20 protein-coding genes are annotated in these 19,590 nt (G+C 65.7%); 5 read left to right on the top strand and 15 right to left on the bottom strand.

The window, feature by feature from the left end; all coding sequences use genetic code 11:
- Window positions 1–8: 8 nt before the first annotated feature.
- Window positions 9–1,025 carry an oxidoreductase gene (locus H9639_RS00750; RefSeq protein WP_318241934.1) on the bottom strand — a complete coding sequence of 339 codons (1,017 nt, stop codon included), beginning with the start codon at window positions 1,023–1,025 and terminating at the stop codon, window positions 9–11.
- 123 nt (window positions 1,026–1,148) lie between these two features.
- On the opposite strand from H9639_RS00750, the gene H9639_RS00745 reads away from it, so the two are divergent.
- Entirely contained in the window at window positions 1,149–1,583 is a 435-nt protein-coding gene (locus H9639_RS00745) for a winged helix-turn-helix transcriptional regulator (RefSeq protein WP_191806249.1), read from the top strand.
- 22 nt (window positions 1,584–1,605) lie between these two features.
- Here the strand turns inward: H9639_RS00745 and H9639_RS00740 are convergent, their stop codons facing one another.
- The 6 genes from H9639_RS00740 to H9639_RS00715 all read right to left on the bottom strand — a co-directional run bounded on the left by H9639_RS00740 (window position 1,606) and on the right by H9639_RS00715 (window position 10,575).
- Window positions 1,606–2,583, bottom strand: a complete 978-nt coding sequence (locus H9639_RS00740) for an aldo/keto reductase (protein ID WP_191806248.1) — start codon at window positions 2,581–2,583, stop codon at window positions 1,606–1,608.
- 135 nt (window positions 2,584–2,718) lie between these two features.
- Window positions 2,719–3,036: a primase-like DNA-binding domain-containing protein gene (locus H9639_RS00735; protein ID WP_191806247.1), complete on the bottom strand. Its 318-nt coding sequence runs from the start codon at window positions 3,034–3,036 to the stop codon at window positions 2,719–2,721.
- 53 nt (window positions 3,037–3,089) lie between these two features.
- The gene (locus H9639_RS00730) at window positions 3,090–3,941 is read right to left on the bottom strand and encodes an SDR family oxidoreductase (protein ID WP_191806246.1); all 852 of its coding nucleotides are present in this window, start codon (window positions 3,939–3,941) and stop codon (window positions 3,090–3,092) included.
- A 38-nt stretch (window positions 3,942–3,979) separates the two neighbouring features.
- Window positions 3,980–5,953, bottom strand: coding sequence for a 1-deoxy-D-xylulose-5-phosphate synthase (gene dxs, locus H9639_RS00725; protein WP_191806245.1), 1,974 nt, complete (start codon window positions 5,951–5,953; stop codon window positions 3,980–3,982).
- A 170-nt stretch (window positions 5,954–6,123) separates the two neighbouring features.
- Window positions 6,124–8,949, bottom strand: a complete 2,826-nt coding sequence (locus H9639_RS00720) for an aconitate hydratase (RefSeq protein WP_191806244.1) — start codon at window positions 8,947–8,949, stop codon at window positions 6,124–6,126.
- Window positions 8,950–9,255: 306 nt separating this feature from the next.
- A complete protein-coding gene (locus tag H9639_RS00715; protein WP_225219041.1) occupies window positions 9,256–10,575 on the bottom strand; it encodes a class I SAM-dependent RNA methyltransferase in 1,320 nt (439 codons plus the stop codon).
- A gap of 155 nt (window positions 10,576–10,730) precedes the next feature.
- On the opposite strand from H9639_RS00715, the gene H9639_RS00710 reads away from it, so the two are divergent.
- On the top strand, window positions 10,731–11,405 hold the full coding sequence (locus H9639_RS00710) for a potassium channel family protein (RefSeq protein ID WP_191806243.1): 675 nt from the start codon (window positions 10,731–10,733) through the stop codon (window positions 11,403–11,405).
- Window positions 11,402–12,076 (top strand): potassium channel family protein, encoded by a 675-nt coding sequence (locus H9639_RS00705; protein ID WP_191806242.1) that lies wholly within the window; start codon window positions 11,402–11,404, stop codon window positions 12,074–12,076. Before H9639_RS00710 ends, H9639_RS00705 begins: the two co-directional genes overlap by 4 nt.
- A 6-nt stretch (window positions 12,077–12,082) precedes the next feature.
- Here the strand turns inward: H9639_RS00705 and H9639_RS00700 are convergent, their stop codons facing one another.
- The 4 genes from H9639_RS00700 to dut are packed head-to-tail and all read right to left on the bottom strand — an operon-like array spanning window position 12,083 to window position 14,411.
- Window positions 12,083–12,793, bottom strand: a complete 711-nt coding sequence (locus H9639_RS00700) for a DUF3159 domain-containing protein (RefSeq protein ID WP_225219040.1) — start codon at window positions 12,791–12,793, stop codon at window positions 12,083–12,085.
- Window positions 12,790–13,134 (bottom strand): hypothetical protein, encoded by a 345-nt coding sequence (locus H9639_RS00695; RefSeq protein ID WP_191806241.1) that lies wholly within the window; start codon window positions 13,132–13,134, stop codon window positions 12,790–12,792. The genes H9639_RS00700 and H9639_RS00695 overlap by 4 nt, the downstream gene beginning before the upstream one ends.
- Window positions 13,135–13,138: 4 nt before the next feature.
- A complete protein-coding gene (locus H9639_RS00690; protein ID WP_191806240.1) occupies window positions 13,139–13,882 on the bottom strand; it encodes a DUF3710 domain-containing protein in 744 nt (247 codons plus the stop codon).
- Window positions 13,883–13,940: 58 nt separating this feature from the next.
- Window positions 13,941–14,411 (bottom strand): dUTP diphosphatase, encoded by a 471-nt coding sequence (gene dut / locus H9639_RS00685; protein WP_404799697.1) that lies wholly within the window; start codon window positions 14,409–14,411, stop codon window positions 13,941–13,943.
- Window positions 14,412–14,570: 159 nt separating this feature from the next.
- On the opposite strand from dut, the gene H9639_RS00680 reads away from it, so the two are divergent.
- On the top strand, window positions 14,571–15,035 hold the full coding sequence (locus H9639_RS00680) for a DUF3093 domain-containing protein (protein ID WP_191806239.1): 465 nt from the start codon (window positions 14,571–14,573) through the stop codon (window positions 15,033–15,035).
- 21 nt (window positions 15,036–15,056) lie between these two features.
- Here H9639_RS00680 and H9639_RS00675 read toward each other — a convergent pair whose 3' ends face one another.
- On the bottom strand, window positions 15,057–15,356 hold the full coding sequence (locus tag H9639_RS00675) for a DUF4193 domain-containing protein (RefSeq protein ID WP_066301157.1): 300 nt from the start codon (window positions 15,354–15,356) through the stop codon (window positions 15,057–15,059).
- A 323-nt stretch (window positions 15,357–15,679) separates the two neighbouring features.
- On the opposite strand from H9639_RS00675, the gene sepH reads away from it, so the two are divergent.
- The gene (gene sepH, locus H9639_RS00670; RefSeq protein WP_191806238.1) at window positions 15,680–16,906 is read left to right on the top strand and encodes a septation protein SepH; all 1,227 of its coding nucleotides are present in this window, start codon (window positions 15,680–15,682) and stop codon (window positions 16,904–16,906) included.
- An 81-nt stretch (window positions 16,907–16,987) separates the two neighbouring features.
- Here the strand turns inward: sepH and H9639_RS00665 are convergent, their stop codons facing one another.
- From H9639_RS00665 to H9639_RS00655, 3 genes are read right to left on the bottom strand one after another with little or no spacing between them, the layout of a single operon-like run.
- The gene (locus H9639_RS00665) at window positions 16,988–17,704 is read right to left on the bottom strand and encodes a thymidine kinase (RefSeq protein ID WP_191806237.1); all 717 of its coding nucleotides are present in this window, start codon (window positions 17,702–17,704) and stop codon (window positions 16,988–16,990) included.
- Between the two features lie 2 nt (window positions 17,705–17,706).
- Window positions 17,707–18,888 (bottom strand): alkaline phosphatase family protein, encoded by a 1,182-nt coding sequence (locus H9639_RS00660; protein WP_191806236.1) that lies wholly within the window; start codon window positions 18,886–18,888, stop codon window positions 17,707–17,709.
- A gap of 4 nt (window positions 18,889–18,892) precedes the next feature.
- The gene (locus H9639_RS00655; RefSeq protein ID WP_191806235.1) at window positions 18,893–19,564 is read right to left on the bottom strand and encodes a DUF5998 family protein; all 672 of its coding nucleotides are present in this window, start codon (window positions 19,562–19,564) and stop codon (window positions 18,893–18,895) included.
- Window positions 19,565–19,590: the final 26 nt, after the last annotated feature.

The following is a 19,590-nucleotide window of genomic DNA, read 5'->3' as shown; positions in this document are numbered from 1 at the left end:
CTTCGACGCTAACAGGGGGTGCCGACGTGTGCCCGTCTTCTGTGCGGGAGTTCACCCACGGCGTTACTGCCGGACGCCCGCCCACCCCGGGCAGCTGCCCGGGGGTGGGCGGTCTGCGGCGTTCCTCGGTGGGGAATCTCAGTGCCGCTATTCTTCTCGCGCGATGCTGTTGAGCTCGCTGAGATCCTGTTCTGAGAGGTGGATGCCGGCGCCGGTGACATTTTCCGCAGGTGTGCGGCTGAAGACGTCCCCGCGATGAGAAGGATATTCGGGGAGCGTTGAAGCAACCAGGCGAGAGCGACGGACATCGGCCTGGAACTCAGCCGCGCTGCAACTGCCGAGAGGGTCTCCGACTGCAGGGGGCTGAAGCCGCCCAGGGGGAAGAACGGTACGTAGGCGATACCCTCCGCTGCGAGCCGGTCGATAAGGCTGTCGTCCTGCCGGTAGGCCAGGTTGTACATATTCTGCACACTCACGATCGGTGCGATCGCCTGAGCTTCTGCGACCTGGTCCGGCGTCGCGTTGCTGACTCCAAGGTGACGGATGAGGCCTTCCTGCTGCAGATCGACCAGGACCCGGAAGGCGTCACCGATACGTTCCGGCACCGGCCCCTCAGCATTTCCCACCCGCAGATAGACCAGGTCGAGTACGTCGAGACCGAGGTGCGTGAGGTTCTCGTCGATCTGCTGACGCAGCTGGTCCCGCCGGCGGGCGGTCGGCCAACCGCCGTCGGCATCCCGTTCCGCGCCGACCTTCGTCGCTATGCGCAGCGTGCCCGGGTAGGGGTGCAGCGCCGCCCTGATCAGGTCGTTGGTCACGTGCGGGCCGTAGGCCCCGGAGGTGTCGATGTGGGTAATGCCAAGATTGGCGGCTTCACGAAGGACCGCGATAGCTCCGTCATAGTCCACGGGCGGCCCCATGACCCACGGTCCGGTGAGTTGCATGGAGCCATACCCGAATCGGGTGACCGTCTGGCCGCCCAGCTTCCATGTGCCGCCGGGAAGAATCTGGGTATCCGGTGTCATTGACACGTTCCTTTCAGGGAGTGCTTGTGCCGTTCTCGGCAGTCCCTCATTGTTGGGGCAGTTGCTTCCCGTTAGGAAGTAGTTACCCACAAGTGCGTATGTATGCGAAAGGTAAACAAGACCATGGCAACAATGACGGCTGCCGCCCGGCGGGCTAAGGCAAAAGCGAACTACAACGCGTTCCTGGCCATGTGCCCGAGCCAGCAACTGCTTGACCGTATTTCCGATAAGTGGGTGCCGCTCGTCCTGTCGGCGCTCGGAAGCGGTCCCACCTGTGATGCACAGCCTGCCCCGATGCGGTATTCAGAGCTCGCTCGAGTCCTCGCCGGCGTGAGCCCGAAGATGCTCACCCAAACACTGAGGTCCCTTGAACGCGACGGACTCGTGACCCGGACAGCACTGCCAACGGTTCCCGTGACTGTTTCGTATGAGCTCACCGAACTAGGCCAGTCGCTGCACGGCACGGTCCGCGAGTTCAAGAGATGGGCAGAGGCACATATGGATGACGTCTTCGCCGCCCGGGCCGACTACGAGGCGTCTGAACAGCTCTCTCGTTGAGCCGTCGCGCGCAGGCGCAAACCTAGAACAAAGCAACCTTCGGTGCCCGCGGGAAGATCCGGTCCAGCTCTTCCAGGTCCTTCTCCGAGGGCACCCAGGAAGCGGCTTCGGCATTCTCACGGATCTGTTCCGGCCTGGTCGCTCCGGCAATCACCGAGGCTACTGACGGACGTGAGGCCAGCCAGGAGAAAGCCACCTGGATTTCCGTGAGTCCGCGTTCCTGAGCGAACTGCCCGAACTCACGCAGCTGGTCGAAGTCGGCGTCCTGCAGCAGATTCGTGCGGGAGTGGGTCAGGCGGCTTCCCTCGGGTGCCTTGCCTGCGCTGTATTTGCCGGTCAGCAGGCCGTTGGCCAGCGGGAAGTACGGCAGTACACCCAGCCCATAGGCCTCCGCAGCGGGGGTGACCTCTAGTTCAGCGCGGCGGTCCAGCAGGTTGTAGTGGTTCTGCGCAGAGATGAAGCGGGTGCTCCGGGCAGCCCGGGCAGTAAACTCTGCCTCGGCGATCTGCCAGCCGGCACGGTTGGAGTGCCCGATGTAGCGGACCTTGCCGCTGGTGACGAGGTCATCGAGCGCCGACAGTGTCTCCTCGATGGGGGTCAGCGGGTCCGGAGTGTGGAACTGGTAGAGGTCAATCCAGTCCGTTCCCAGCCGGCGCAGGGACGCCTCGACGGCTGTCATGATGTACCGCCGGGAGCCGCGGGCGCCGAAATCCGGACCGTTGACGCCGTTCATGTCCATGCCGAACTTCGTCGCCAGGATGACGTCGCCGCGCCGGGCGCCAAGCGCCTTTCCGAGTCGTTCCTCGCTCAGTCCAGGCACCGCCCCGTAGGTATCGGCGGTGTCAAAGAGGGTGATCCCGGCGTCGATGGCCGCATGCACGACGGCGTCGGTACCTTCCTGCGATTCGGTGGCGGTGCCTGCGCGGCCCAGGTTGTTGCAGCCAAGCCCGACGGTGGAAACGGTGAGACCGGACGTGCCGAGTCTGTTGTAGGTGGTCATCGTCCCACGCTATCAACTACGGCGGCGGTCCCTGCCGCCGGGGTCTGCCCCAGAATCCGACGGGATGAAAGGATACGGAAACGCGGAGGATGGAGGCTCCATGAGCCTTGCTGCCAAACGGGGAGGACACCAAAGCTAGAATCCCAGGGAGTTCAGGGGGCCGTTCAGGCTCGGCGCTTTGTCGGTCTCCAGGATGTACTGAATGGGAATCGGCCCGGTCGGGAGCATGCCGGGGTAGATGTTCTCATGGCGACGCCGCCGCAGCTCGTTGCCGCTCTCCTTGACCTGCCGTGAAAATTCGGACATCGACGCCGGTGACAGCTCCCCCTGCTCGCACCAGATGATGTACATCCCATACAGGTCCACAGCGGGCGTTGCCTCGGTTTCATCCAGTCCGGTGATGGTGCATTCCCGTAAAAAGTCCGCGACGGGGCCAACTAGTACCTGATTCATACTTCGACCCTAGCCACGGGTCCAGTGGTTGGGAAGGGTCCGGGAGATGAACACTACCTTCGGGTGCGCAGATGGTCTTCGAAGCTCAGCGGCGGCGTGCCGGTCAGCGCTGCCACGTCGTCACTGACCCGGGCGAGTTCACCGGTTGCTATGGCCGCGTAGCTGGTTGCCCAGGCCACTGCCTGCCACTCCGAGGCACCGGCGGCGCGGCGGGATTCGACAGCTTCATCAAGCGATTCGGCATGGTAGGTGACCTGTTGCCCGGTGACTCTGGTCAGGGTATCGGCAACATCGCGCATGCTGAGGGACTGCGGACCTGTCAGAGTGTAGGTGGCGCCGGCGTGGGGCTGCGGATCCCTGAGGATCCGGAAAGCGGAATCGGCGACGTCGCTGCGGGCGACCGGCGCGAACCTCCCGTCGGCCGCCGGTCCGCGGATCACGCCGTCGCGCCCCACAAAGGAGGGAAGGATGTCCTGATAGAAACAATCGCGGAGGAAGGTATGCTCCAGGCCACGGCTCCTGATGTGCTGCTCCGTGTCCCAGTGGTCCCGCCCGAGGGTAAACACGTCGTCCGGTCCCGCCCCCATGAAGGACGTGTACACGATGTGCTGTACGCCCGCATCCACGGCGGCATCCACGAACGTCCGCTGGTCCTGCGCCCGGTAGGGGTTCTCCGCGGCCGAGACCATAAAGAGGGTCTGCACCCCCTCCAGCGCCCTGACGGCATGGTCCCGGTCCGCATAGGACAGCGCGAAGACCGGTGTTTCCGGCGGAGCGGGAACCTTGGCCGCGTGCCGTGCCAGCAGACGGTGCGGAATGCCGGCCTCAGCGAGCTGCCGGGCAACAGCACCCCCCAGAGCTCCGGTGGCTCCGGTGACGGCGAGGGTTGGAAGGTCATTTGCCATGGTGGCCACTTCTTTCCTGCCCCGCCGGGCCGCGGAGCCTAGTTGATCTTCGGAATCTGTCCGGTGGGCGCCTGCTGGCCTGGGAGCGGACGGGCGAACGGCACCTTCGTGCCGAGGACCTGGGCGACGACGTCGTGGGCTATCTGCCGGGCGGTCAATCCCACCCGTTCAAGGACCTCGGCACGCGTGCCGTGGTCCAGGAACTCGGCAGGCAGGCCCACCTCGTTCAGGGCCGTGTCCACGCCGGCTGCCCGCATTTCCTGCCGGATCCGTGATCCAACGCCGCCGGCGCGGACGCCGTCCTCAATCACGATGACAATGCGGTGGGCGGCCGCCATGCTGATGATGGACCGCGGAACGGGGAGCACCCATCTCGGGTCAACCACTGTGGAGCTGATGCCCTGGGCGCCCAGCCGGTCGGCGACGTCCAGCGCCATCTCAGCCATGGCCCCCACACTGACAATCAGGACGTCATTGCGGGTATCGCCCGAGGGCCGCCGGGCCAGCACATCCACGCCGTCGTCAGTGCGCTCTTCAGCATCAACGTCGGCACCCACGGTGCCCTTGGAGAAACGCACCACGCTGGGGGCATCGGAGATCGCCACGGCCTCGCGCAGTTCCTCCCGCAGGCGGGTGGCATCACGCGGCGCAGCCAGGTGCAGGCCCGGAACGATCTGCAGCATGGACATGTCCCACATGCCGTGGTGGCTGGGCCCGTCCGGCCCGGTTACGCCGGCACGGTCCAGAACGATGGTGACGCCCGCCTTGTGCAGGGCAACATCCATCAGCAGCTGGTCGAAGGCACGGTTGAGGAACGTCGCATACAGGGCGACCACCGGGTGCAGTCCCCCGTACGCCATACCCGCGGCGGAAGTCAGCGCGTGCTGCTCGGCGATGCCGACGTCGAACACCCGGTCCGGGTGCTTGGCGGCGAAGCGGTGCAGCCCAACGGGGATGAGCATGGCGCCGGTGATACCGACGATGTCCTGGCGTTCGTCGGCGATCTCGGCGATCTCCGTGGCGAACACGGACGTCCAGGACTGCTTCCCGCCCGGGGCGACGGGCGCGCCGGTTTCGGGGTCAATGATTCCAACCGCGTGGAACTGGTCCTCGTCATTCGCCCGGGCCGGGGCGTAGCCGTGGCCCTTCTCGGTGATTGCGTGCACAATCACCGGACCGCCGTAATTCTTCGCGGTGATCAGCGCCTGCTCCACCGCGGCCAGGTCGTGACCGTCCACCGGACCGACGTACTTCATGCCAATGTCTTCGAACAGGCCCTGGGGTGCCCACCAGTCCTTGATGCCCTTTTTGGCGGCGTGCAGGCTGTGGTACGCGAACCGGCCCACCGGGCCGCCGCGCTGCAGCCGGCCCTTCCACCAGTCCATGGTGTTTTCGTACATGTGGTGCGTGCGCACGGTGTCCAGAGTGGGGCGCAGGGACGCCAGGTAATCGGCCACGCCGCCGATCGTGGGAGCGTAGGAGCGGCCGTTGTCGTTCACCACGATCACCACGCGCCGCCGCTGATCCGCCGCGATGTTGTTCAGGGCTTCCCAGGCCATGCCGCCGGTCAGGGCGCCGTCGCCGACCATGACCACGGTGTAGCGGTCGCCCTCACCGGTCAGCTGGCGGGCCCGGGAGATGCCGTCCGCCCAGGACAGTGAGGAGGAGGCGTGTGAGCTTTCAACAATGTCGTGCACGGATTCAGCCCGGGCTGGGTATCCGGACAGTCCGCCCTGCTGCCGCAGTGTTTCGAAGTTCTGCCGGCCGGTGAGCATCTTGTGCACGTAGGACTGGTGTCCGGTGTCAAAGACAATGCTGTCACGCGGGGAGTCGAAGACCCGGTGGATACCCATGGTCAGTTCGACGACGCCGAGGTTGGGACCGAGGTGACCTCCGGTCTGGGCCACATTCGTGATGAGGAAGGACCGGATCTCTCCGGCCAGGGCCGAGAGCTGGGAAGCGCTCAGTTTACTGAGGTCCCGCGGATCACGGATGGTTTCCAGAAGTCCCAAAAGGGCGCCTCCCTTGCGTCTTAGGCAACGGGCAAACGCACCGTCACAACCACTAATTCTAACGCCTGCGTCCGGTCCGGGATTTACCCCGGCACGCAAAACGCCCCGTTTCAGGGCTTCGATTACTCGAAAGCCTAGCGAAACGGGGCGTGATGCTGGTGCTGATTTAGCTACTTTGCCGAAATCTGGCGCAGAACGTACTGCAGGATTCCGCCGTTGCGGTAGTAATCGGCTTCACCGGGGGTGTCGATGCGCAGAACGGCGTCGAAGGTGACCGCTTCACCGTTTTCCGGTGTTGCGGTGACCTTAACCGTCTTGGGGGTGTTGCCGTTGTTGAGCTCGGTAACGCCCTCAACCGAGAAGGTCTCGGTGCCGGTCAGGCCCAGGGAATCGGCGTTGACGCCGGCCGGGTACTGCAGGGGAAGAACACCCATGCCGATGAGGTTGGAGCGGTGGATGCGCTCGTAGCTCTCGGCGATGACAGCCTTGACGCCCAGCAGTGCGGTGCCCTTGGCAGCCCAGTCACGGGAGGAACCGGAACCGTACTCCTTGCCGGCCAGGACAACCAGCGGGATGCCGGCGGCCTGGTAGTTAACCGAGGCGTCGTAGACGGCAGCCTGCGGTGCGTCGGGCTGGCTGAAGTCACGGGTGAACCCGCCCTCGACGCCGTCGAGCAGCTGGTTCTTGATCCGGATGTTGGCGAACGTGCCGCGGATCATGACCTCGTGGTTGCCGCGGCGGGAGCCGTAGGAGTTGAAGTCCTTGCGGGCCACACCGTGTTCCAGCAGGTAGCGGCCGGCCGGGGTGTCCGACTTGAAGGAGCCGGCCGGGGAGATGTGGTCAGTGGTGACCGAATCGCCCAGCTTCAGGAGCACACGGGCACCTTCGATGTCCGTAACCGGCTCCGGCTGTGCCTTCATGCCCTCGAAGTACGGAGGCTTCCGCACATACGTGGACTCCGAATCCCATTCGAAGGTCGCGCCTTCGGGGGTCGGCAGGGACTTCCAGCGGTCGTCACCTTCGAAGATGGTGGCGTAGCTGTCGGTGAACATCTGCTGGTCGATGGAGGCATCGATGATCTGCTGGACCTCGGCCGGGTTCGGCCAGATGTCCTTCAGGAAGATGTCGTTGCCGGCTTCGTCCTGGCCCAGGGCATCGTTTTCGAAGTCGAAGTCCATGGTGCCGGCCAGGGCGTAGGCGACTACCAGCGGCGGGGAGGCCAGGTAGTTCATCTTCACGTCCGGGTTGATGCGGCCTTCGAAGTTACGGTTACCGGAGAGCACAGCGGTAACGGCCAGGTCGGCGTCGTTGATCGCGGTGGAGATTTCGTCCTCGAGCGGACCCGAGTTGCCGATGCAGGTGGCGCAGCCGTAGCCGACCACGAAGAAGCCAAGCTTTTCCAGGTACGGAATCAGGCCGGACTTTTCGTAGTAGTCGGTGACTACCTTGGAACCCGGTGCAATGGAGGTCTTGACCCACGGCTGGGCGGTAAGGCCCTTTTCGACGGCGTTCCGGGCCAGGACGGCAGCGGCCATCATGACGGACGGGTTGGACGTATTGGTGCAGGAGGTGATCGAGGCGATCGTCACGGCACCGTGGTCCAGCTCGAAGCTGCGGCCGTCGGGCATCGTGACGGGCACGCTGTTCTCGACGCGGCCTGCGCTGCGGTCGGTGACGGAGACCAGGTCGTGCGGGGAATCCGCAACCTGGGTTCCGGCGTCCGTGTAGGTCGGGGAATCCGAGGCGGGGAAGGACTCTTCCAGTGCCTCGTCCACCGTTGCGCCGACTGCTTCGACCTCGTGGTCGACGTAGTTGCGCAGGTCCTTGCGGAACTGTGCCTTGGCGCTGGTGAGCTCCACACGGTCCTGGGGACGCTTGGGGCCGGCGATGGAGGGAACCACGGTGGAGAGGTCCAGTTCCAGGTACTCGGAGTACTTGACCTCGTTGGCCGGATCGTGCCAGAGGCCCTGTTCCTTGGCGTAGGACTCCACCAGGGCAACGCTGTCCTCGGACCGGCCGGTGAGGCGCAGGTAATCCAGGGTGACGTCGTCGATCGGGAAGATCGCGGCGGTGGAACCGAACTCGGGGCTCATGTTGCCGATCGTGGCACGGTTGGCCAGCGGCACGGAGGCAACGCCTTCACCGTAGAACTCTACGAACTTGCCGACCACGCCGTGCTGGCGCAGCATTTCGGTGATCGTCAGGACGACGTCGGTGGCGGTGGCGCCGGCCGGGATTTCACCGGTGAGCTTGAAGCCGACAACGCGCGGGATGAGCATGGAGACGGGCTGGCCGAGCATCGCTGCTTCGGCTTCGATGCCGCCAACGCCCCAGCCGAGCACGCCCAGGCCGTTGACCATGGTGGTGTGGGAGTCGGTGCCGACGCAGGTGTCGGGGTAGGCGCGCAGGACGCCGTCCACCTCACGCGTCATGACGGTGCGCGCCAGGTACTCAATGTTGACCTGGTGGACAATGCCCATTCCCGGGGGGACAACCTTGAAGTCATCAAACGCGGTCTGGCCCCAGCGCAGGAACTGGTAACGCTCGCCGTTGCGCTGGTATTCGATCTCCATGTTGCGCTCAAGGGCGCCGGCATTGCCGAAGGCATCGATCTGCACGGAGTGGTCAATGACCATTTCCGCCGGTGCCAGCGGGTTCACGCGCTTGGGATCGCCGCCAAGATCGGCAACAGCTTCCCGCATGGTTGCCAGGTCCACGATGCAGGGCACACCGGTGAAGTCCTGCATGATCACCCGGGCGGGGGTGAACTGGATTTCGGTGCTGGGCTCCGCCTCGGGATCCCAGCTGGCCAGGGCCCGCACGTGGTCTGCGGTGATGTTGGCACCGTCTTCGGTGCGCAGCAGGTTCTCCAGCAGGACCTTGAGGCTGAACGGAAGGCTCTGGGCGCCTTCGACGGAATTCAGCCGGAAAATTTCATACTCGTTCCCGCCGACGTTCAAGACGCCTTTGGAACCGAAGCTGTCCACATTACTCATAACAGGACTCCTCTCGCCACCGCTTTATCTTTGTCCAGTGATCCGCCGCACGCCAGTTAGGATTTCCTAACCGGCATAGCTGAAGGGGCCAGCCGGGGAATGGTGGGTGATTCCCAGGAAGGTCGGTTCCCCTGCCGTGCATAGCGCCCCAGCGGGAATCCCTACGGCACGGAGCCAGACAACTAATCCCCATCCTAGCCGGAAGCGGGTTCGGCGGCCCGGCCCACCGCGCCGGGCGGCAGCATTACGCTCGCCACACCCGGGCAGCAGGCCGGCCGGTCAGCCGAAGCGCTTCCGCCGGTATTCTCAGGGCCGGCGCAGGACCGCGAAGGACTCCATATGGTGTGTGTGGGGGTACAGATCAAAGACGCGGAGTGAATCCAGCTCCCAGCCGGCCTCCCGGAACCAGCCCAGGTCCCGGGCGAAGGACGCCGGGTCGCAGGAGATGTAGCCGATGACCCGCGGCTCAGCGGCGCTGATCTGACCGACCACGGTGCGGCCCGTCCCGGTGCGCGGCGGATCCAGCAAGACGACGTCGAGCGCGCCTTCATGGCTGCGCAGCACCTTGTCCACCCGTCCCTGGACCACTTCGACCTGCGGTGCGGCGAAGAGGTTCTTGCGGGCATCCCGGCTGGCTCCGGGGGAACCTTCGACCGAGAGCACATGCCCGGTCTCTCCGGCAGCATCAGCCAGCGGAGCGGTGAACAGGCCCGCACCGGCGAAGAGGTCCGCCACCCGCTCCCCCGGCTGCACGTCCAGTCCGTCGCGGACGGCGGACGCCAGTACTTCGGGGGCACTGTGGTGAATCTGCCAGAATCCGGCGCCGGTTACGCGGAAGTCATGCCCCAGGGCGGTTTCCCGGACCCAGGTGCGGCCGCGCAGCCGGGTCAGTACGTGCTCTTCGGGATCCCAGGCCGCAACCGATACGGTTTCCCCGGCGGCGGAGTCGGCAGCGCTGCCGATTTCACCGGCGATGCGGGCCAGCGTCCGCGGATGCGCTCCCGGGGACGGAATGACGAGGACCAGCGGCGCACCGCCGGCGGCTGGGGCGGCAACTTCCACCCGGTCCGCGCCGGTAAAGTCCACCTCCCACAGTTTCAGGGCGTTGATGGCGTCTGAGGCCAGGGGCATTTCCTGAACGGGAATCAGGTCTTCGGAGCGGTGCGGGTGCATGGCAAGCTTTCCGCCCGGAGCCACGGAGAAGCTGGCGCGGGTGCGCCAGCCCAGCCCGTCTCCGGTTCCCGGAGCGGCTTCGACGGTGACCTCGCGCTGGACGCCGCCAAGGCGCTGCAGCTGTTCAGCGAAGATTGCGCCCTTAATCCGGCGCTGCTCCGCAAGGTCAATGTGTCCGAACTCTGCGCCGCCTACGGGCAGCCGGTCCCGGCCGGCGGCGCGCAGCGAATCGGCCGGCGCCCAGAAGTGATCCACCCGGTGCGGTGAGGGCTCAAGGATTTCGACGGCGTCAGCCCGCCAGAACTTCGCCTTCTCCCCTGCATCGGTCAGCCGGGCCCGCACACGTTCACCGGGAAGCGCGTGGCGGACAAAAACCACCCGGCCCTCATGCCGGGCCACAAAGTGGCCGCCGTGGGCGGGTGCGCCAATGGTCAGTTCGATCTCGCTGGGCATGTTTTCCTGAAGCATGGTGCTGTGGGACTTCCGTGTTGGTGCCAAAACACCATCACACCACGATTTCAGCCCGGGGCCGGACTAAGCTGTCCCTTGGCCCAAAAACGGGTGCAGCAGCAGGCGGGGTATCCGCCGGAAATCCGAGGTGAAGCAAGGTGGCGCATTACGTGATCATGGGATGCGGCCGGGTCGGGGCAATGCTCGCCCATACCCTGGACAACGCCGGCCATTCCGTGGCCGTCATTGACCAGGAGCCCAGGGCTTTCCGCCGGCTGCGTCCAACGTTCGGCGGCGCGCAGGTGACCGGCGTGGGTTTCGACCGGACCACGCTGATGCAGGCTGGAATCGAAGAGGCCTTTGCCTTCGCGGCGGTGTCCAGCGGGGACAACTCCAATATCCTCGCTACCCGCGTGGCCCGGGAGACCTTTCATGTGCCGCACGTTGTTGCCCGCATTTACGATCCGGGGCGGGCGGAGATCTACCAGCGCCTGGGCATCCCCACGGTGGCCGCCGTCCGCTGGAGCGCCGACCAGGTGCTGCGGCGGATCCTGCCGGAGCAGAGCATCAACGGTGATTTCCGCGAGTCTTCCGGGCGGCTGATCCTGGGTGAACTTTCCCTGGACCCGTCCTGGCTTGGCCATCCCCTGCACACCGTCGAGGCCGCGGCGGGCGTCCGCATCGCCTACGTCACCCGGTTCGGGGAGGGCATGCTTCCGCGTCCTGATACCAGCTACCAGCAGGGCGACGTCCTGCACGCGATGATGAACGTGGACCGAACGGCGGAAATCAGCCGCATTCTGTCCCACTCCCCCGCTAAGGAGATCCAGTGAAAGTCGTGATTGCCGGGGCAGGAAGCGTCGGATCCACCATTGCCAAGGAACTGCTCTCCCACGGGCACCAGGTACTGCTCATTGATCCCAAACCCGAGACTGAGGGACGAAGCGGCCTCGACGGCGCCCGCTGGCTGATCGGCGACGCCTGCGAACTGACAACACTCAAGGACGCGAAGCTGGACGAGGCCGACGTCGTGGTTTCGGCCACCGGGGATGACAAGGTCAACCTGGTGGTCTCGCTGCTCGCTAAGACCGAGTTCGGTGTGGCGCGGACGGTGGGACGGGTGAATAACCCCAAGAACGACTGGATGTTCGACGATTCCTGGGGTGTGGACGTGGCCGTGAACACGCCCCGGCTGATGACTGCCCTCGTCGAGGAGGCCGTGGAGGTCGGGGATCTGGTACGGCTGCTGACCCTGCAGACCGGTGTGGCTTCCATGGTGGAGTTCACGGTACCGGCGGCCTCGCCCATGGCCGGTTCCCGGGTGGGGTCCGTGCCGTGGCCGCAGGACGCCACGCTTGTGGCGATCCTGCGGGACGATGCACCCATTACCCCCAGCCCCGACGATGTGATCGAGGGCGGGGATGAACTGTTCTTCGTGACGACTATCGCTGCGGAGGAGGACCTGCGTGCCCTGCTCTCGCCGTCCGCCGGGGGCGGAGCGTAGCCGGGTTCAGGCTTCTTGGCCGCGCACCGGCTGCGGCCGGGAAATCACCCAGGCGAGCCACAGGCCCAGGGCGTAGAGCGGAACGCCCATCGCCAGCCGCATGGTTCCCAGGGCAGCAACGTTGTCGGCGAGGTACAGCGGCAGCTGCACCGCCAGGCGCAGAGCAAAAACGGCGATGATGATCCAGGTGGCCAGCGCGTAGGCGCGAAGGCGCTTCGGGTCGGAACGCCACTCCAGGTTCTCGCCGCGGATGAATCCGAACAACAGTCCGGCGACCGGCCACTTCACCGCGATCGACACCACGAAGGCCAGGATGTACGCACCGTTGGTATAGAACCCGGGGACGAAGTACGTGGAGCCGCTGCCGCTGCGGAGGGCAAAGAAAGCACAGATGGCGACGCCGATGACGCCGGTCAGTGACTGCACCAGGGGCCGCTTCTGCACCAGGTTAGCGACCGCGAAGGCACCCGCGGCCACCACGGCAGCCCCGAGGGAAAGATAGAGGCCGCCGGTTATGGTGAAGAGCAGGGTGAACAGCAGGCCGGGAAGGATTGCCTCGGCCAGCCCTCGGACTCCGCCGATGGACTTCAGGACATCAATCTGGCCGTCGCCGCCGCGTTCGACCCCGGAGCGGGCAGCGTACTGGCCTGCCAGCTCACTCATCGAAGGCTGGGCTTTGTCCCTGTCCCTGCCTTCGTGTTCTGGGCTGGTGTTCATTGCTCGCCTTCCGGACGTCCCATGATTTCGTAGCGCGGGTTAAAAACGGTGGGGAATCCCTGGACGGTACTCACCATGCCCTCGAAGGTTACCTGGGTTCCCGCCACGAGCCCCGGGATGCGGCGCTGGCCAATCCAGACAAGCCGCACGCGGCGGCGGGCCTGCTCGGCGCCGGGATCACTGTAAACGCCCTGAAGCTCATCCAGCACTGCGCAGAAGCGGGGCGGAGCGCCTGCAGGAGCCAGGGTGACGGATCCAACGTAGCCGCTGCTGTGGACCCGGCCCCGGGACGGAAGATCGGCAATCCTGAGCAGGGCCGAAGCTCCTGCAGCCGGCGGCATCCGCCTAGCCAATGGTCGTGATTTCCGGGCCACGCTGCGGCGGCTCCGGCTTCGATGCATCTCCCGTTGCCTCGGTGCCGCGCCGGGGCAGCGGTGAGGCGTCCTTTGGCAGGGTCAGCTGCAGCAGATCGCGGGGCGGCAGGGGTGCGTCACCGCGGACCACGACGACGTTGCGGAACACTTCTTCGAGCGGCGCAGCGGCCTCCGGGTTCATGGCTGCCGGTCCGCCGAAGACGCCGCGGAGGAACCACCGCGGGCCGTCGACGCCAACGAAGCGCGCTACCCGGTAACCTTTGGACCCGTCCTGCGCCTGAGCCGGAACCCTGGCCAGAAGCTCGGTGCCAAGCCTGCCCTCGAGCTCGTCTGCCGTGCCGCCCTGGGATGAGACGGACTTGACGATCTGCGCGCGGATCTCATCCCAGAGGGTCTCCGACCGCGGCGCCGCGAAGGCCTGGAGCTGGAGGCTGGAACCGTCCAGATCCAGGGTCACGGCGACTACGCGCTTGGTTTTCTCCTCCACTTCGAGCCGGAGGGCCAGTCCCTGGGTTGCCGCGATGCGCAGTGCCCCAAGGTCCACGTAGCCCTCTTCTGAGGGCCGGTCCTCGGCGTCGAAGGGTCCATGCTCAGGCCCGCGGCCAGCGTTCCCCGCGGCATCCTTTCCCGTGCCGGCCGGGGGCACCGGTGCTTCGGCGGATCCTGCTGCGTCAGCGGATTGCGGGTTCGTTTTCTTACGGCGCCCAAATGCCATCGCCTAGTCCTCTTTCCTCATCTGGAGCCGGGCCGTTGCAGCCCGGGATGTGCCGGCACTAGGCCGGGGATGTGCCGAAGCCGCCGGTGGAACCGAAACCGCCCGCTCCGCGAACCGAGCCGGTGAGCTCGTCCACCGGTTCAAAGTCCGCGTATTCCACGCGCTGGATCACCATCTGGGCAATCCGGTCACCGCGCTTCAGGCTGATCGGCTCTGACACATCTGTATTTAACAGTGTGACGGAGATTTCACCCCGGTAGCCGGCGTCGACCGTTCCGGGTGCATTAACAATGCTCAGCCCGTGCTTGGTGGCCAGCCCGGAGCGGGGGTGGATCAGCGCCACGTAGCCGAAGGGCAGTGCGATCGACACGCCGGTGGGCACCAGCCGGCGTTCGCCGGGTGCCAGTTCGACGTCGATGCGGGAGCGCAGGTCCGCTCCGGCATCACCTGGGTGGGCGTAGGACGGCGCTTCGAGGCCGTCGTCGAGCATCTTCAGCTGGACTTTCACACTGGGTCCTGCTTGCTGCACAGCTGTCTCCGGGTTTCGTTGAGGGTTTGGTTCAGGGCCTATAACAGCACCTCTGCCACTTTAGCGCCTGGGCCTGCCCGCACCTGCCCCGGCGCGCAGGGAGTCCGGCGGGCTGAAGCCCAGGATGAAAAGAGCGCTCAAAGGTGGAAAGCTAGGAGTATGTCAACCCCTGCTGACCAGAGCCCTTCCCAGACCGTGCTGTACTCCGAGCGGCTGCTGCCCGCCGCCTGGATCTGGGTGGTCATAGCCGGTATCGCCGGAACCTTCCTCCTGGCTTTTGTGCCGATCAGCATCGAAGTGGGCATTGTGGTTGCCCTGGTTGCCGCCGTCGGCCTCACCGTCCTGCTGCTGTTGTCCACGCCCGTTATCCGGGTTACCGCGGATACGCTGCAGGTCGGGCGCGCCCAGATCGAACGCCGCTGGATCGGCGATGTTGAGGCCTTCCGCGGGGAGGACGCCACGCAGCAGCGCGGTCCGGCCCTGAACGGCACCGCCTTCATGTGCTTCCGCGGCTGGATCAGCCCGGTCGTGAAGATCGAAATCACGGATCCGGCGGACCGGACCCCGTATTGGCTCACCTCCACCCGGCACCCGGAGAAGCTGGTCGACGCGCTGCGTTCCTAGCCTCCCCGGAGAACCGCGGGGTCAGCCTTCACACTCAACGCAGTAGTAGAGGCCGTCTTTTTCCTTCGCTATCTGGGACCTGTGGCGGACCAGGAAGCAGGACGCACAGGTAAATTCGTCGGACTGTGCCGGGAGCACCCGGATCATCAGTTCCTCGCCGGACAAATCAGCGCCCGGCAGTTCAAAGCTGTCAGCAGCCTCGGCTTCGTCTTCATCCACCACGGCGGACTGGGTATTGGTCCGGCGGGTTTTCAGCTCTTCAATTGACTCTTCGCTGGCGTCCTCGTCGGCCTTGCGCGGCGCGTCATAATCTGTCGCCATAATTTTTATCTCACCATCGGTGTAGGTACTGAAAGGTATCTGCCAGCCGGTCCGCAGCTCCAGGAAGGCGTCTCCCCGGGGTCGCTAGAGCGGCTAGGAACTATCAACGCCGCGGACGTGCCGTTTGTGCCCGCCGGAGACAGATTTTTGCTGAGGGAGAACGAAATAGCCGGGCCAGGCCATTCCAGCCGCGGCGCCGGCGCCGGGAGCCAGGGCCCCGCAAGGTTGCGGATCCGCGCCACACCGGGCCAAACGATAGGAATTTGGAAGCCCGGGTGGCATTGTTTCAAGAAGGAGTTGCTATCGATAGCGAGGATTGTTTCATGCAGGATCTACGGCTTGTGGGGATCCACGAGGGCGGCGAACATCTACTGCTGAGCGGACGAGGCGGCGAGACCTTCCGGCTGCGCATTGATGAAGCCCTGCGTGTCGCCGCGTCCCGCCAGGGACGGCGGGCAGGTACCCCTGCAGAGCCCGAAGCCGGTCCCAGCATGACCCCGCGGGACATCCAGGCACGGATCCGCGCCGGCGCCAGTGCCGAAGAGGTCGCCGAACTCTCCGGACACGACATCGCCCACATCCACCGCTACGAAGGTCCGGTGCTGGCCGAGCGGGAATACATCGCCCGCCAGGCCCAGGGCGTGGAGGTCGCAGCTCCCATGTCCGCGGCCCAGGACAGCCACCGTTCGGCCTTCGGCGACTCACCCGTCAACCTTGGGGAGATGGTCAGCCACCGGCTCCGCGCGTTCGGCGTTGATCCCGAGACGGTGGAATGGGATTCCTGGCGGCGCCCCGAAGGTTCCTGGGACGTCGTCGCCCGCTTCAGCCTTGGGGAGGCGTCCCGGGTTTCGGTTGGCGAAGAACCGCCGGCGCGCTGGACCTACAACCCGCTGCGGCGTCAGGTCACCAACGCCAACCGCTGGGCGCAGCTGCTCAGCGAATTGGCCCCGGTCGACTCCCCCGTGCCGTCCCGGCGGCTTTCCGCCGTGGCTGACCGCGTGTTCGATTTCGAAGCCGAAGGTCCCGAACCGGACGCAGCTGCCGGAGTTACCGGGGAAGAAACCGATGAACTGCTGAATGTCCTCCGGTCCCGGCGCGGGCAGCGTCTGGGCACCGATGAGGACGGCGACGATGCCCTGGCTGCGCTCCTGGCCAAGGGCAGTATTCCTGCTGCCCATCCACGGGAGGGACAGGCCGAACTTGAAGAGGAGTCCAGTCTCCGCCCGCGGACCGGGAGGTTGAGCCTGGCTCCGGCTGCGCTGCCTCCGGCGCCCGAAACGGTGGGGAACGACACCGAGGCGGAGACTGACCCGCTGCGGCTTGATGAAGGGGTCAGCACTTCCACGCGCGAAATCAGTGTTCTGGTCCGGCCGGTGCGCGGCTCCCGTCCGGAGCCGGTGGAACCCGGCGCAGCCCGCGATGAACCCCGCGAAGATCACCCGCCGGCAGAAGAGACGCCCAAGGAACCCGTGGAGCGCCGCCCGATTAAACCCAAGCGCTCCTCGGTCCCCAGCTGGGACGAGATTGTGTTCGGACGTAAGGGCGACTAGCTGTACCCGGCTGCTCCCCTGCCCGCTGCATGCCTCCGCCACGCGGCATGCCGGGCGGGCGGAGACTAGGCGTATGAAGTGCTAGGGGTGCGGCGTATCAACGGCGCAGACGCCGGGATCTTCGCCAAGTTCCTTGAACCTGGCCGCCTGCTGGGCACCCATCCGGCGCATGTAGTGACGCCGGCACAGTGTTTCGTAACCAACAACGGGTGCCGCACCGGCTTCTTCCGGTGCGAAAAGGGCCTCCGGATCCGGCTCGGGGGAACGCTTCTCCACATCCCCCACCACCACCTGGTCTCCGGTCACGACCATGACTCCGTTTACGGTCCGGGCGTTGTGCGTGGCTCTGCGTCCGCACCAGCACAGTGCCCTGACCTGCAGGACCTCAATCCGGTCGGCGAGCTCAATCAGGCGTTGTGAACCGGGGAAGAGCTTTGTACGGAAGTCCGTGGCAATACCGAAGGCAAAGACGTCGATCCCCAGCTCGTCCACGATCCGGGCAAGCTGTTCCACCTGTTCTTCGCTGTAGAACTGCGCTTCGTCGCAGATGAGGTAGTCCACCCGGTCTCCGGCGCTGCGGCGGCGCACTGCCTCCTCCCAGAAGTCGGTGGTGTCGCGGACCTCCACGGCACGTGTGCGCAGGCCCAGACGGCTGGAGATAACAGACTCCCCGGCACGGTCGTTCCGGCTGAAGAGGATGCCGCCCCGTCCGCGGGCGCTGTGGTTGTAGTCCATCTGCAGTGCAAGGGTGGACTTACCGCAGTCCATGGTGCCGGAGAAGAAAACCAGTTCCGCCATCGCTATTTCCGCCCGCCCTTGGCCGGCTGCGCGAGTGTCAGGAGCGGAACCTCGCGTTCGGCACGGGTCAGGGACCCGTGCTGCCCGACCATCTGCAGAGCAGACGGATTGGTCCGCCGCATGTCATAGAGGGCAATGGGTTCCCGCGCCGCGATGAGCAAATCTCCGATGCGCGGCAGGACCTCCGGACGGACGGAACCAAACAGTCCCGCTTCGACAGCCTCGGCCCGGGTCAGGATCCAGGCCTTAGCACCATAGGCCTGCCGCCAGGCCGCCCTCAGGTCTTCCCGGGCGGCTGCCGGGGCGTCGGGTTCAAGATACAGGTGGACCATCCGCGGCTCCCCCGCGGTATGGCGCACCCCCTCCACCAGCCTCGGGTCGGAGGAGAAATCAAACCTGTCCTGGACTGCCGTATCCACCATGCCGTGGTCTCCGGTGAGGAGCACCAGAGTGTCCGGCGGCAGTCTGGTGCTGAACCGCTTCAGGGCGGAATCAATTTCCTCCAGCGCTCCACCCCATTCGGAGGACTGCGCACCGTACCGGTGCCCGGCCTTGTCCAGCTCATTGAAGTAGAAGTACATCAGCATGCGCTTCTCGGAAGCGAGCGTCTCCGCGGCGGCCTGGACCCGGGCATGGATGCCGGTTCCGGCAACGAAGGTTCCACCGCGCAGGGCCGCGCGGGTCATCGCCGAATCGCCGAACCTGGGCAGGCTCACGGTGGCAACGGGAAGATGCTCCGCCACACGCTCAAGCACCGTCGGGAACGGCTGCCACAGTTTAGGGTCCACCCCCGCGTCCCAGTTGCCGAGCATATTAACGACTTTGTCCTGGCCCGGATCGAGGACGTCATAGCCGACCATGCCATGCTGCCCCGGTGCCAGGCCGGTCCCCAGCGAGGCCAGGGAGGCTGCCGTCGTCGTCGGAAAAGCGGCACTGAGCGTGCGGCCGGTATGCATCAGCGAGCGAAGATACGGGGCATGCCCCGACCGCTGTTTGAGCAGGCTTCGCCCCAGACCATCCACCATGATGACGCAGACGCGGCGTGCGGCGGGAAGCCCCAGGGTGTTCGTGTAGCCGGGAACGCTGAGCGCCGCGGCCGCGCTGGTCAGGACCTCAGCGACGGAGCTTTGGCCGTATCCCGGCGCCTTGGGCAGCGGTTCCGCGGGAGCGGATGCTGATTCCATGCCCCTACCGCTGGTGGTGGCCGCGGTTGAAGCGGCTGCCGATGCCTGGCATGCGCTGCCTGTCTGCGGCGGCGTCAAAGGCACGCATGTTCACGGTGTCAGTGTTGACCTTGCGCAGGGCGCGGGCAAAGGCCTTCGCGTTCTGCACCGCCTGGATGCCGTCAGCCTCGGCGCTGACCCGCAGGACAATGTCCTCCTGGGCAATGGTGCCGGTGTAGCCGTGGTCGGCCTCGCACTGGGGATCGGCGCAGCCGGCCGGCCCCATGTCCAGCCGCTGTCCGCCGGACCAGGCGATGGCCAGGGTAAGTTCGCGGGCCTGGTCTGAGGGCTTGTAGTTCTGCGGCTGGGAATACATGTACCCGAGCACCACGGAGCGGATTTGGGAGACGGGAACGGATTCGGTGGAGACCTGGGCCATCATCTGCTCACCCTCCTCATCCAGCTGCTGGTCGTCCACATGGGTGATCACCAGCATGTCGTCGGTGAGGACCAGCACGGTGATGTGCCGGTGCACCTCGGTACGCTCGAAATGGGTTTCCAGATGGATGATGTGGGAGAGCGGTTCACGGCCGTCCAGGGCATCGTGGACCACGTCAGCCAGCAGGGTGGGATAAAAGCCGGCGCGTTCCATGGAGGCGTCAAGGCTGCGGCGTTCAGCGGAAAGTAGCGGCGACATGTATCCAGTTTCCCCCAGACCGGGCC

Origin of the sequence: Arthrobacter gallicola (assembly GCF_014836775.1) — a bacterium.
Taxonomy (GTDB): domain Bacteria; phylum Actinomycetota; class Actinomycetes; order Actinomycetales; family Micrococcaceae; genus Arthrobacter_B; species Arthrobacter_B gallicola.
Note: the sequence above shows the minus strand (reverse complement) of the source record. Positions and strands in the feature narration are given on the sequence as shown.

Excerpts from the sequence above, each read along its gene's own strand:
- H9639_RS00750 (WP_318241934.1), bottom strand. The coding sequence starts at position 1,025 with ATGACACCGGATACCCAGATTCTTCCCGGCGGCACATGGAAGCTGGGC.
- H9639_RS00745 (WP_191806249.1), top strand. The coding sequence starts at position 1,149 with ATGGCAACAATGACGGCTGCCGCCCGGCGGGCTAAGGCAAAAGCGAAC.
- H9639_RS00740 (WP_191806248.1), bottom strand. The coding sequence starts at position 2,583 with ATGACCACCTACAACAGACTCGGCACGTCCGGTCTCACCGTTTCCACC.
- H9639_RS00735 (WP_191806247.1), bottom strand. The coding sequence starts at position 3,036 with ATGAATCAGGTACTAGTTGGCCCCGTCGCGGACTTTTTACGGGAATGC.
- H9639_RS00730 (WP_191806246.1), bottom strand. The coding sequence starts at position 3,941 with ATGGCAAATGACCTTCCAACCCTCGCCGTCACCGGAGCCACCGGAGCT.
- H9639_RS00720 (WP_191806244.1), bottom strand. The coding sequence starts at position 8,949 with ATGAGTAATGTGGACAGCTTCGGTTCCAAAGGCGTCTTGAACGTCGGC.
- H9639_RS00715 (WP_225219041.1), bottom strand. The coding sequence starts at position 10,575 with ATGCCCAGCGAGATCGAACTGACCATTGGCGCACCCGCCCACGGCGGC.
- H9639_RS00700 (WP_225219040.1), bottom strand. The coding sequence starts at position 12,793 with ATGAACACCAGCCCAGAACACGAAGGCAGGGACAGGGACAAAGCCCAG.
- H9639_RS00695 (WP_191806241.1), bottom strand. The coding sequence starts at position 13,134 with ATGCCGCCGGCTGCAGGAGCTTCGGCCCTGCTCAGGATTGCCGATCTT.
- H9639_RS00690 (WP_191806240.1), bottom strand. The coding sequence starts at position 13,882 with ATGGCATTTGGGCGCCGTAAGAAAACGAACCCGCAATCCGCTGACGCA.
- H9639_RS00680 (WP_191806239.1), top strand. The coding sequence starts at position 14,571 with ATGTCAACCCCTGCTGACCAGAGCCCTTCCCAGACCGTGCTGTACTCC.
- H9639_RS00675 (WP_066301157.1), bottom strand. The coding sequence starts at position 15,356 with ATGGCGACAGATTATGACGCGCCGCGCAAGGCCGACGAGGACGCCAGC.
- sepH (WP_191806238.1), top strand. The coding sequence starts at position 15,680 with ATGCAGGATCTACGGCTTGTGGGGATCCACGAGGGCGGCGAACATCTA.
- H9639_RS00665 (WP_191806237.1), bottom strand. The coding sequence starts at position 17,704 with ATGGCGGAACTGGTTTTCTTCTCCGGCACCATGGACTGCGGTAAGTCC.
- H9639_RS00660 (WP_191806236.1), bottom strand. The coding sequence starts at position 18,888 with ATGGAATCAGCATCCGCTCCCGCGGAACCGCTGCCCAAGGCGCCGGGA.
- H9639_RS00655 (WP_191806235.1), bottom strand. The coding sequence starts at position 19,564 with ATGTCGCCGCTACTTTCCGCTGAACGCCGCAGCCTTGACGCCTCCATG.